Source organism: Acinetobacter sp. AOR01_HL (genome assembly GCF_027855455.1).
Classification (GTDB): domain Bacteria; phylum Pseudomonadota; class Gammaproteobacteria; order Pseudomonadales; family Moraxellaceae; genus Acinetobacter; species Acinetobacter baumannii.
Window position 1 is genome coordinate 1 of the sequence record NZ_JAKTIM010000019.1, and the last position, 12,238, is coordinate 12,238.

At 39.2% G+C, this 12,238-nt stretch carries 12 protein-coding genes; 6 read left to right on the forward strand and 6 right to left on the reverse strand.

What is annotated here, in order from left to right; translation table 11 throughout:
- Window positions 1-12 precede the first annotated feature (12 nt).
- The 4 genes from tuf (at window position 13) to rimI (ending at window position 3,963) form a co-directional block, all read left to right on the forward strand.
- Entirely contained in the window at window positions 13-1,203 is a 1,191-nt protein-coding gene (gene tuf / locus MKL62_RS06390; RefSeq protein WP_001029610.1) for an elongation factor Tu, read from the forward strand.
- A gap of 203 nt (window positions 1,204-1,406) precedes the next feature.
- Window positions 1,407-2,288 carry a metal-dependent hydrolase gene (locus MKL62_RS06395; RefSeq protein ID WP_005129451.1) on the forward strand — a complete coding sequence of 294 codons (882 nt, stop codon included), beginning with the start codon at window positions 1,407-1,409 and terminating at the stop codon, window positions 2,286-2,288.
- Between the two features lie 236 nt (window positions 2,289-2,524).
- Window positions 2,525-3,400, forward strand: a complete 876-nt coding sequence (locus MKL62_RS06400) for a metal-dependent hydrolase (RefSeq protein ID WP_000992291.1) — start codon at window positions 2,525-2,527, stop codon at window positions 3,398-3,400.
- A 107-nt stretch (window positions 3,401-3,507) separates the two neighbouring features.
- Entirely contained in the window at window positions 3,508-3,963 is a 456-nt protein-coding gene (rimI, locus tag MKL62_RS06405; protein WP_000621543.1) for a ribosomal protein S18-alanine N-acetyltransferase, read from the forward strand.
- Window positions 3,964-4,007: 44 nt separating this feature from the next.
- Here rimI and MKL62_RS06410 read toward each other — a convergent pair whose 3' ends face one another.
- From MKL62_RS06410 to trxB, 3 genes are all read right to left on the reverse strand, one after another.
- On the reverse strand, window positions 4,008-4,823 hold the full coding sequence (locus MKL62_RS06410) for an arginyltransferase (RefSeq protein ID WP_000844343.1): 816 nt from the start codon (window positions 4,821-4,823) through the stop codon (window positions 4,008-4,010).
- An 18-nt stretch (window positions 4,824-4,841) separates the two neighbouring features.
- Window positions 4,842-5,573 carry a leucyl/phenylalanyl-tRNA--protein transferase gene (aat, locus tag MKL62_RS06415; RefSeq protein ID WP_000854785.1) on the reverse strand — a complete coding sequence of 244 codons (732 nt, stop codon included), beginning with the start codon at window positions 5,571-5,573 and terminating at the stop codon, window positions 4,842-4,844.
- 120 nt (window positions 5,574-5,693) lie between these two features.
- A complete protein-coding gene (trxB, locus tag MKL62_RS06420) occupies window positions 5,694-6,641 on the reverse strand; it encodes a thioredoxin-disulfide reductase (protein WP_001276144.1) in 948 nt (315 codons plus the stop codon).
- Window positions 6,642-6,910: 269 nt separating this feature from the next.
- Here trxB and MKL62_RS06425 point away from each other — a divergent pair, with 269 nt between their 5' ends.
- Together MKL62_RS06425 and rhtC are read left to right on the forward strand one after the other, a co-directional pair.
- Entirely contained in the window at window positions 6,911-9,943 is a 3,033-nt protein-coding gene (locus tag MKL62_RS06425; RefSeq protein WP_005129448.1) for a DNA translocase FtsK, read from the forward strand.
- 148 nt (window positions 9,944-10,091) lie between these two features.
- Window positions 10,092-10,712: a threonine export protein RhtC gene (gene rhtC, locus MKL62_RS06430; protein ID WP_000959263.1), complete on the forward strand. Its 621-nt coding sequence runs from the start codon at window positions 10,092-10,094 to the stop codon at window positions 10,710-10,712.
- Window positions 10,713-10,754: 42 nt separating this feature from the next.
- On the opposite strand, the gene MKL62_RS06435 is transcribed toward rhtC, so the two are convergent.
- The 3 genes from MKL62_RS06435 to minD all read right to left on the reverse strand — a co-directional run bounded on the left by MKL62_RS06435 (window position 10,755) and on the right by minD (window position 12,213).
- Window positions 10,755-11,042 (reverse strand): PA4642 family protein, encoded by a 288-nt coding sequence (locus tag MKL62_RS06435; protein ID WP_001218560.1) that lies wholly within the window; start codon window positions 11,040-11,042, stop codon window positions 10,755-10,757.
- An 83-nt stretch (window positions 11,043-11,125) separates the two neighbouring features.
- A complete protein-coding gene (minE, locus tag MKL62_RS06440) occupies window positions 11,126-11,398 on the reverse strand; it encodes a cell division topological specificity factor MinE (protein ID WP_000896934.1) in 273 nt (90 codons plus the stop codon).
- A 2-nt stretch (window positions 11,399-11,400) separates the two neighbouring features.
- Complete coding sequence (gene minD / locus MKL62_RS06445) at window positions 11,401-12,213, reverse strand: septum site-determining protein MinD (RefSeq protein ID WP_001074362.1); 813 nt, start codon at window positions 12,211-12,213, stop codon at window positions 11,401-11,403.
- Window positions 12,214-12,238 lie beyond the last annotated feature (25 nt).

Below are 12,238 nucleotides of genomic sequence, written 5' to 3' on the forward strand. Positions count from 1 at the left end.
AGGAAGATCATCATGGCTAAAGCCAAGTTTGAACGTAATAAACCACACGTAAACGTGGGTACAATCGGTCACGTTGACCATGGTAAAACAACTTTAACTGCTGCGATTGCAACAATTTGTGCAAAAACTTACGGCGGTGAAGCGAAAGATTACTCACAAATCGACTCAGCACCTGAAGAAAAAGCACGTGGTATTACAATTAATACATCACACGTAGAATACGATTCTCCAACTCGTCACTACGCACACGTTGACTGCCCAGGCCACGCCGACTACGTTAAAAACATGATCACTGGTGCTGCTCAGATGGACGGCGCGATCCTTGTATGTGCTGCAACTGACGGTCCAATGCCACAAACTCGTGAGCACATCCTTCTTTCTCGTCAGGTAGGTGTACCTTACATCATCGTATTCTTAAACAAATGCGACCTTGTTGATGACGAAGAATTACTTGAATTAGTAGAAATGGAAGTACGTGAACTTCTTTCTACTTATGACTTCCCAGGTGATGACACTCCAGTAATCCGTGGTTCAGCTCTTGCAGCGCTTAACGGTGAAGCTGGTCCTTACGGTGAAGAATCAGTTCTTGCTCTTGTAGCAGCACTTGACTCTTACATCCCAGAGCCAGAGCGTGCAATCGACAAAGCATTCTTGATGCCAATCGAAGACGTATTCTCAATTTCTGGTCGTGGTACAGTAGTAACAGGCCGTGTTGAAGCTGGTATCATCAAAGTTGGTGAAGAAGTAGAGATCGTTGGTATTAAAGATACAGTTAAAACAACTGTAACTGGCGTAGAAATGTTCCGTAAACTTCTTGACGAAGGCCGTGCAGGTGAGAACTGTGGTATCTTACTTCGTGGTACTAAGCGTGAAGAAGTACAACGTGGTCAAGTACTTGCTAAACCAGGTACAATCAAGCCGCACACTAAATTCGACGCAGAAGTATACGTACTTTCTAAAGAAGAAGGTGGTCGTCACACTCCATTCTTAAATGGTTACCGTCCACAGTTCTACTTCCGTACAACTGACGTAACTGGTGCGATCCAGTTGAAAGAAGGCGTTGAAATGGTAATGCCAGGTGACAACGTTGAAATGTCAGTAGAATTAATCCACCCAATCGCAATGGACCCAGGTCTACGTTTTGCGATCCGTGAAGGTGGTCGTACTGTAGGTGCTGGTGTTGTTGCTAAAGTAACTGCATAATCACTTTTCAGTGAAAAAAGCGCTCCTTTTGGGGCGCTTTTTTTATATCCAATTGTTAGACAATTCAGTTGAAAGCTGGCCTTAACTGATACTTCAATGTCCCTATTTGCACTTAAGCCTTTTTATTAAGTTTGTATGATAAGAATCAAGAAAACGAACAATAAAGTTTAAGTAACTTAGGTTACTGGTAAGGAGCTTTCAATATGAATGCTAAAGTGAATATCACAAATCGTGCAGGAGCAAGCTTTCCTGTACGTCGTATGAACTTTGATTTTAATGATGTGCCAGAATACTGGATGAATGGTTCCGCTGGACTTACACATTTTATGACAGCGTTATCAGCGCTATTTCCAGCTGGTGAAAAGTTCTTTATTGATAGTGTGCGTGCTGTGCGTTATCACCCAGCAATTAAAGACAATGAAGAGCTACAAAAAGAAATCAGTGCTTTTATTGGTCAAGAGGCGATGCATACTCAAGAGCATGTAAACTTTAATGCTTCTGCCCAAAAATTTGGTCATGATGTTGAAACTTTAGAAAAGTTCACCGATACGGCTATTCAAACTGCTCGTAAAACTTTTGCAAAGCTCGTAAAACCATTTGGTATGACGCAAGAAATGGTGGACCTGACTGCTACTACAGCCCTTGAACATTTTACTGCAACCATTGCATCTCAGCTTTTAGTTAATACCCATATTCAAGAGTTGATGACAGATAAAACGATGTCAACCATGTGGTATTGGCATGCAATAGAAGAAAATGAACATAAAGCAGTTGCATTTGATGTGTATGAAGGTGTCTTTGGTAAAGGTGTAAAAGCTTATGCTTTACGCACAAGTTCACTTGTTTTTGCAATGGCTCTTATTTTCGTAATTCAATCTTCGTTTGTGGTTCGTCTTTTAAAGCAAGACCATAAATTAAACTTAGATGAGTTATTAGTAATTTATAAATATGGTTATAGCCCGTCGAAAGGCATTATTACGGGTATGGCTAAAGAGATGTTGGCTTATTTTAAACCAGGCTTCCACCCGAATGATTTAGATACGGTTAGTTTGTTAAAAACTTGGAAATCTAAACTTGGACTGTAAGCTGAAAGTAAGTGAAAAGGGCTGTTAGCAGCTCTTTTTTAGTGTCTATAAATTATGATCCACTTTTAAAAGATACTTGTTAATTTTGCCCTAGTATGAGGCTATTGATGACCTCATCTGATAATTTGCTGGCCTCATCTGCACTTAAATAGCGCCTTTAAAGGCGTATTATTATAAATATTAAGAAAATAAATAAGGATATAAGTGAATTTTTGATTCGCTTAAAGGAGTCTGACATGAATGCTAAAGTAAATATTTCTAATCGTGCCGGAGCAAGTTTCCCTGTGCGTCGTATGGACTTTGAGTTTGCTCAAGTTCCACGCTATTGGGCAAATTACGATGCAGGATTAACTCATTTTATGACAGCATTATCGGCTCTTTTTCCGGAAGGAGAGCAGTTCTTTGTAAACAGTACTCGTGCTGTGCGAAACGATCCTAAACTGGCTGATCCAGCACTTCAAAAAGAAATAAGTGCTTTTATTGGCCAAGAAGCTATGCATTCTAAAGAGCATCTAGCATTTAATGCTTCTGCGCAGGCGTATGGATATGATGTTCGTAAAATGGAAAAACAGACAGGTAAAGTTATTAAAGTAGGTACTGCGGTTGTAACCAAGCTAATGAAACCTTTTGGTTATACAAAAGAAATGATTGATTTAACAGGTACCTGTGCTTTAGAACATTTTACCTCAACTATTGCGGCGGAGCTTTTACAAAACCCTGAAATTCAAGCCATGTTCCAAGATGACACTATGTATCACTTATGGATGTGGCATGCGGTAGAAGAAAATGAACACAAAGCTGTGGCGTTTGATGTCTATACCAATATGTATGGGCAGGGGCCAAAAGCTTATTTTATGCGTTCAACTGCTTTAATCATTGCAATGGCCTTAATCTTTGCTACTCAGTCTTATTTTACTGCTAAGTTACTTAAGACTGATGATAAATTAACATGGAAAGATACCAAATACATGCTTAAGTTCATGTATGGCCGTAAAGGTTTTATGACTCGTCAAATTCCAGAATTATTAGATTTCTTAAGACCAAAATTCCATCCAAATGATTCGGATACGACAGCTTTATTGGCCACTTGGCGTGAAAAATTAGGTCTTTAAAAAACTGACTGGAAAAGAGCAATTTAATTGCTCTTTTTTTTACTCGTTTTTTCTATTTAAGTTTCTATAATACGTTTACTTTGAAATCTAAAAATGTGTTGAAACTCATGATTCGTACTATGCAAGCCTCAGATATTGATAGTGTTGCTCAAATTGAGAAGCTTGTTCAAACACACCCATGGTCTAGGCAGCAATTTGTAGAATCTTTAAATTCTTACCAATGTACGGTAATAGAATTAAACAATAAGGTGGTTGGTTTTTGTATTTTACAACCTGTATTAGATGAAGCGAATTTATTGCTCATGGCAATTGATCCTCAAATGCAAGGTAAAGGATTAGGATATCAATTGTTAGATGCGTCGATTGAGCGTTTAGAAAATCACCCCGTACAAATTTTTCTAGAGGTACGTGAAAGTAATAAAGCTGCTATTGGTTTATACGAAAAAACAGGGTTTCACCAAATTGATGTGCGTCGTAACTATTATCCAACCCAAGAGGGTGGACGTGAAAATGCTGTTATTATGGTAAAAAGCTGTACTGATGATTTTGCTTCTTTATTCTAAGAATGCCTGTCTTGTTGCTGTTTGAACAACAAGACAGAAGCAGATTATTTAATAATTAAATTATTCCATTCAGAAGGTAATGTGGTCATGAGGGAATTACCCAATTGATTGATCTCTTCTGGTGATAATGACCTATTTAAGCGGCGCCATTGCCCATCTAGTAAAAGTTCTAGCGGCGTATATTGAGATTTATAATTCATTTTAGCTGAGTGGGGAACCCAATAACCTAAGTAGACATATTCTAAACCGAGTGTTTTTACATATTCGATTTGATTCAGAATTGAATAAACGCCTAAAGATCTACGGTGTTCATCTGGGTCAAAGAATGTATAGACGGCAGATAACCCATCATCCATTAAATCACAAGTCGAAACGCTAATAAGACGATTGTCTTTCCATAGTTCTAAGAAGAAACTATCTGTACAGCTATGGACCAAGAATTTTTCAAATTGATCTAAACTTGGTGGAAACATATCACCATCGGCATGGCGCTCGTTAATGTAACGTTCATATAGATCATAATGAATTTGTGAGGCTTGCCGTGTTGGTAGAACAGTCATGGTGAGATCTTGATTTCGCTTCCATGCTTTTTTTTGCATGCTGTTCATTTGGAAATCGGCAACAGGTACACGACAAGATAAACACTGCCTGCATAAATGACATTCAGGACGGTATACAAAGTCGCCACTACGACGAAAACCTAATCGCGATAATTCAGAAAGCGTCACTACATCAATCCGATGAATCGGATCTAAAAAGACCATGCGTGCTGATTTATTTTCTAAATAGCTGCAATCATGAGGTGGGGTAATATAATATTGCAGATCATTTAAAAGGGACTTCGGGTGATATGATTTCATGATTGGTCCCTCCTGTTATCATTCCATTAATTTTGCATTTAATGCTATTGTTTTACTTGAAAATACACGTTCTTGATACTTTTTCCAATTGATAGAGGGGTGAATAATTACATCTTGTAACGATTTAAGATATTCTTGCCGAGAAAGTGTACAAGCCCCAAGACTAATTAAGTGACTATTTACAAGTTGACAGTCAACCCAAGGAAGCTGGTTTTCTTGACCGATTAACATTAAAGTATAAAAAGCCATTTTAGAAACATCAGTTTGGGTACTAAACATAGACTCGCCAAAACAACCTTTACCTATCGTTACCCCATATAAACCACCTACCAGCTGCTCTTCTTGCCAGACTTCTACGCTATAGCCATAACCGGCATCAAACATTCCACAATAGCCTTCAATAATATCTTCACTAATCCATGTTTCATTAGCATAGCTTCGAGGTAGTGAACATGAGCGAATGACTTGCTCAAAAGCACGATTTACCGTAATGGTGTAATCATATTTTTTCATGTTACGAATAAGCGATTTACTCGGTTTATAGTTTTGAGGATAGATGATACAGCGTGGTTCAGGGCTCCACCAACAAATAGGTTCATCTTCATTAAACCATGGGAAAAGCCCATGTGTATATGCTTCATAGAGTGTGGAAGGGGAGAGGTCAGCGCCTATACAAATTAAACCATGACCATCTGGATCTGATTCCTCTGGATCTGGGAAAATATATTGAGATAGAGGCAGTGTTTTCATAAAACTAAAATAATATGTGCTTTAGGGCTATGCTATAAAAATTAATACAGGGCAGCCAGTAATTATTATAAATTCCAAAAAAACAGCCGTTATAAAACGGCTGTTTTGAAATATCTAAACTTAAAGGTTGTCTAGATATTTTTCGGCATCTAGTGCAGCCATACAGCCTGAACCCGCCGAAGTAATCGCTTGACGATAAATACTATCAGCAACATCACCAGCAGCAAAAACGCCTGCTACAGAAGTCGCTGTTGCGTTACCTGAAGTACCACTTTGTACTTGGATATAGCCATCACGTAAATTTAGCTGACCTTCAAACATAGAGGTATTTGGTTTATGGCCAATTGCAATGAATAAGCCTTGAACTTGTACTTCTTGTTTGCTGTCATCTTTCGTAGATTTTAAGCGAACACCTGTTACGCCAGTATTGTCACCAAGAACTTCTTCAACCTCATGGTTCCAAACAATACTGATTTTGCCTTCTTTTTCTTTAGCAAATAAGTGATCTTGTAAAATCTTCTCAGAGCGTAAAGAATCACGGCGGTGTACAAGTGTCACATGTTCAGCAATATTTGATAAATAAAGTGCTTCTTCAACAGCAGTATTACCACCACCAACAACCATCACATTTTGATTCTTGTAGAAGAAGCCATCACATGTTGCACATGCGCTCACGCCTTGACCCATAAATTTTTGTTCAGACTCTAAGCCAAGATATTGAGCTGTCGCACCGGTTGCAATAATTAAAGCATCACAAGTGTACTCATCCATATCACCTTTAAGAACAAAAGGACGTACATTTAAGTCCACTTCATTAATATGATCATAGACAAGTTCGGTACCAAAGCGTTCAGCATGTGCTTGCATACGGTCCATTAGGACAGGACCAGTCAAACCTTCAGGATCGCCCGGCCAGTTGTCAACTTCGGTTGTTGTTGTAAGTTGGCCGCCAAGTTGTAAACCTGCAATAAGTGTTGGTTTAAGATTTGCACGTGCTGCATAAACAGCTGCACTATAACCCGCAGGGCCAGAACCGAGAATAATTAACCGAGAATGACGAGCACTCATTGAGGGTATCCTTATTTATTTCGAGAATTTTGAAAATTATACGTGAAATTGCCGACCAATAGCGTTAAATCAATGTGGATAATATTGATCAGGTCAATCGAATTAAGTTATATAACAATATAGAAGAGCCTTATATTAACAACAACTGTAAAGAATCATGCACCTTTTTTGTAAGAACAGGTGCATAATATAAAGTTCAATCGTTGAAGATCTGAAATGTAGGTCTTCACATCTCTAAACCAATAATTAAATGGGTTACAGGACAGTATATGACTGCGGTGTCAAGTGTTTATGCACAGCGCTTATTGATGACATTATTCTTGGTCTCTTTTGGGATTTATATGTTTCTGGCGACAGTAACATATACACCATTTGATCCGGGCTGGATGCATATTTCAAGTGATACTCAGCAAGTATCCAATGCAAGTGGTATTGCCGGTGCATGGATTGCAGATTTGCTGTTTGGCTTTTTAGGTTGGGCAAGTTTACTTATTCCAATCTTCCTATTTGTTGAAGCGATTCAAGTCTGGTGGCCACATAGTTTTCTAAACCGCCCATTCCGTTATGCTGCGCAGTTCTTCTTAATTCTTGTTGTTTCGAGTCTGCTTTACCTTCACTGGAATGTACCTGCAGATACTTTAGATAATGCCGCAGGTGGGATTATTGGTTATGAGTTGGGGCAAAGCTTATCTCAACTGTTAACAATTTATGGTGCGACATTATTTCTACTTGTTTTTGGAGTGGTATTGTTCACTTTGGCATTTGGGGTGCAGTGGAGCAAAACATGGGTTACGCTCAAAGCAATGCCTGGTTATTTACAAGATTTATTCTATAAAAATGTATCTCCTAACGAATCTGCTTATGACTTAACCACACAGCCTGCGAATAAAGCAGCAACGGTAAAAGTTGCAGAGATGCCTAAAGCAGAAGAAGTTACGGATGAAGTAGAGCTAAATGCCCAACCAGAAAAAACTCAAAGCAAAGCGAGCTCTACACGACATGATGAAATAGCAGAGCGTTTATTTGCCGACGTTTTAGCTAAAGAACAAAGTCAACCTGAAACAATTGAAGAAAAACCAACTCCTCAGCCAGAAAACTTTGAGCGTACACTTGAGCAAGCCCAACAACTTAAAAAAGACAGTGAGCGTTTAGTGGCTACGGGGGAGGTTTGGCGTGCGTTACAGCGTGATGATGTAAGCCATAAACAAGAAATTGATGCGCTGTTAAGAGCTGCTGATGATTCAAGTGAACAGCCTTCGACTCATGAGCAATTTCAGCAAACAGTTTATCAGGCTAAACAAAATCAACCATCGAATACTCATCAAGATTTAGATTGGAATGATGATGAGATTTTTGATGAACTACTTGCTGCAGTTCCAAATAGTAAAACGGCAACTGACGTGCATACGCCATTTGTTCAAGATCATCATGTTGAACCAGAAGTTACGCCGCAAGCTCCTCAAACATTAGTTGAATCATCTGTACCTATATCGAATTTAAATCAGTCACCTAAAAATTTATCGAATGAAGAAGTTTTTGATGATTTTGATGACTTATTGATTGATGAGGATATCCCGCCAGCAACTCAACCGATCAAGGCAAGTAGTTATGCGCAATCTTCGGCTTTTGTAAAAGCGCCTATTCAAACTACGATTGGTGCTGAGAAGCTGTCAAAAGAAGAATTTATTGAAGCTTGGCAGGAAACTGCTGGAAAGCCTCAGGATGACCTTGAGGATGAGTTTGATTTTGATGCGCCTCTAACAGATGCATCAGGTCGACCAATGTCTCGTGCCATGCAAGTGGCTAAAAAGCGTTTAGATTTACCAACATTACCGGGCTTTGAATTGCTTGATAAGGTTGACCCAAATAAGAAAGTTAACTTTACCGAGGAACAGCTTTCTCGTTTATCTGAATTGCTTGAGATCAAGTTACAAGAGTTTAACGTGAAGGCTCAGGTGGTTGAAGCTCAGCCGGGTCCAGTGGTTACACGTTTTGAATTAGATTTGGCACCGGGTGTGAAAGCATCTAAAGTGACTAATATTTCCCGTGACTTGGCACGTTCAATGTCTATGGCTTCTGTACGTGTGGTAGAGGTTATTCCGGGTAAACCATATATTGGTATTGAAGTTCCAAATAGTGCTCGTGAAATGGTACGTTTGATTGAACTATTGGAAACACCCGCATATCGTGACCCAAGTGCTCTCATTAGTATGGCAATGGGTAAAGATATTTCAGGTAATCCGGTACTAACAGACTTGGCAAAAGCACCGCATATGTTGGTTGCGGGTACTACAGGTTCGGGTAAATCTGTTGCCGTTAACTCGATGATTTTATCGATGTTACTCAAATATACCCCTGACCAATTGCGTCTGATTTTAATTGACCCGAAACAGCTTGAATTAGCAAACTACAACGATATTCCGCATTTATTAACGCCTGTAGTCACTGACATGAAAGATGCAGTGAGTGCTTTGAACTGGTGTGTAAATGAAATGGAACGCCGTTATAAGCTTATGTCGTTCTTAAAAATTCGTAAGTTAAGTGACTACAACCGAAAAGTTGAAGAAGCGCTTGCAAATGGAGAAGACTTGATTGACCCGACGTGGAAACCAAGTGACTCGGCGACACAAGAGCGTGCGCCTCGTTTAACGCCATTACCATCAATTGTGATTGTGGCGGATGAGTTCGCTGACATGATCATGCAAGTTGGTAAGAAAGCAGAAGAAATGATTACGCGTTTGGCGCAAAAATCTCGTGCTGCTGGTATTCACTTATTGCTTGCAACTCAACGTCCATCGGTAGATGTCATTACAGGCCTTATTAAAGCCAATATTCCAACGCGTGTAGCTTTACGTGTAAACAGTAAAATTGACTCACGTACTATTTTGGATGCAGGTGGTGCAGAAGACTTGTTAGGCCATGGTGATATGCTGTTCTTAGGGCCAGGTAAGATTGAGCCAGAACGTGTGCATGGTGCATTTATTAGTGATGATGAAGTTAACCGTATTTGTGATGCATGGCGTGAACGTGGCGAACCAGACTACGTAGATGAGATCTTAACTCCATTTGATGAAGAGCCTGCTTCGCGTGGCTTTGAAGAAGGTGATGGTGGTTCAGACCGTGATGCACTTTATGATCAATGTGTATCGTTTGTTTTAGAAACTCGAAAAGCTTCTACGTCTTCATTACAGCGTAAGTTTAGCCTTGGTTATAACCGTGCCGCTCGTATCATTGACCAAATGGAAGAGAATGGCATTGTGAGTGCTATGGGTGCCAACGGTAAGCGCGATATTTTAGTTTAAGATCTACAGTTAAAATTAAGCCTCTTCGGAGGCTTTTTTATGGTTAAAAATAATAATTACTACGGGTAGTTTGAGATTTTATCAAATAGTAAAAAATGCTAATGTGTGCTTCTCAATAAATAACAATGAAACAAATCAGGAGGACAACATGTTAGTCGCGTTAATTACGTTAGCTTTTATTCATTTTTGTGCGCTTATTACTCCAGGGCCTGATTTTTTTCTGGTATCACAGACCGCAGTGAGCCGATCTCGTAAAGAAGCAATGCTGGTTGTTGCAGGAATAACAGTGGGTGTTATGTTTTGGGCTTCTTTAGCACTGATGGGCTTAAATATTATTTTTGAGAAAATGGCTTGGTTAAAGCAAGGTTTACTTATTGCCGGCGGTTTATACCTATGCTGGTTAGGATACCAAATGTTGCGTTCGGCATTTTCAAAAAATCAGCAGGAAGAAGTGACAACTGTTGAATTACCGAAAGCGCCGTATTTATTTTTTATGAAGGGATTACTCACCAATTTATCGAACCCTAAAGCTGTGATCTATTTTGGTAGTGTATTCTCTTTATTTTTAGCAAACCCTCAGCTTGATCAAGTCCATTGGCTGCTTTTTATTATTGTGTCGGTTGAAACAATTTTATGGTTCTGCTTTGTGACTTTTATTTTTTCATTACCGAGCTTTAGAGCTGCTTACCGTAATTTTTCAAAATGGATTGATGGTATTTCTGGGGGAATTTTTACCGTTTTCGGTATTTTCCTGATTGGGAATCGATAATTTTAAATAAGAAAAAAGCCTCTTTATGAGGCTTTTTTATTTTTAAGCAAACTTTGCTAAAACCTCTAAAAACGGCGCTGATTGACGTGGGAATTTAGCAATCACGTCATGGATGCGTTCGCCTTCTGGATTAGTCGCATTAATATCTCGTCCATCTGCAACAAATTTAGTTAAAAGACGTTCATAGTCATTTGGACGCATATGTTTGAAAGCATGGTAGAGCACATGGAAGTCTGCGTTCACACCATTTGGAGGAAGTTGGTTGAGGTAGGCAAAAACACGCTCATCGGACCATTCTTCATTGAAAGTTGCTGGCTGTGATAATGCCATGACAATCTCCTCATTTTAAAAAAGGCAAAATAACTTGCGTTATTTTGCCTTGATTCTGTTTTATTGAATAGTCAGAAATAGAATTATCGTTCTTCAGGTAAATTGATATTCATTTCTAACATTTCGATGTTTGCTTCAGAACGAACTTGCATTTGGATATGCTGTTCGCCTACACCGCTAACATAACGACTGACCACCTGCATAATTTCTTTCTTCATTTGGTCAATCTTGTCTTGGCTTAAACGACGGCCTAAACCTTGTTCTGATGCAACAATGACTTTTAAACGATCTTTGGCAGTTTGAGCACTTGATGGTTTTTCTTCACTGCTAAATAATTTACTCCAGAATCCTGCCATATCTACGCTCCAAATAGTCGTGCTAACCAGCCTTTAGGTTGAGCTGTGATGTGTCGATAAGGGCGGTCTTCGCCAAGAAAGCGAGCAACCAAGTCATCATACGCTTGTCCAGCTTTAGTTTCTGAATACAGAATAACTGGCTTACCTTCGTTTGATGCTTGTAATACACTTGGACATTCAGGAATAACACCTAATGTCGGTACGCGTAAAATATCTTTAGAAATATCATCAATCGTCAGCATTTCCTGACGGTCAGCACGTTCAGGGTTAAAACGTGTAATACATAAATGTTTACGTATACGTCCTTCGTTGTGTTCAACTTTTTTAGTTTTGCTATCTAACATTCCGATGATGCGGTCAGAGTCACGTACTGAAGAAATTTCAGGGTTTGTCACAATGATTGCTTCATCTGCATGGTACATTGCTAAAATTGCACCACGCTCGATCCCCGCAGGTGAGTCACAAATAATGTAATCAAATTCTTGAGAAAGCTCATCAATTACACGAGCAACACCTTCGTCGCTCAAAGCATCTTTATCACGGGTTTGGGAAGCCGGCAAAATGTAAAGGTTTTCGATATCTTTATCGCGAATAAGGGCTTGTTGCAGACGTGCTTCATTATTAATTACATTGACGAAATCATAAACAACACGACGCTCACAACCCATAATTAAATCAAGGTTACGTAAGCCTACATCAAAGTCAATCACAACAGTTTTATGACCACGAAGGGCTAAACCTGTTGCAAAAGATGCACTCGTTGTAGTTTTACCTACACCACCTTTGCCTGATGTTACGACAACAATTTTGGCCACCGAATCCACTCCTATTATGGTCATA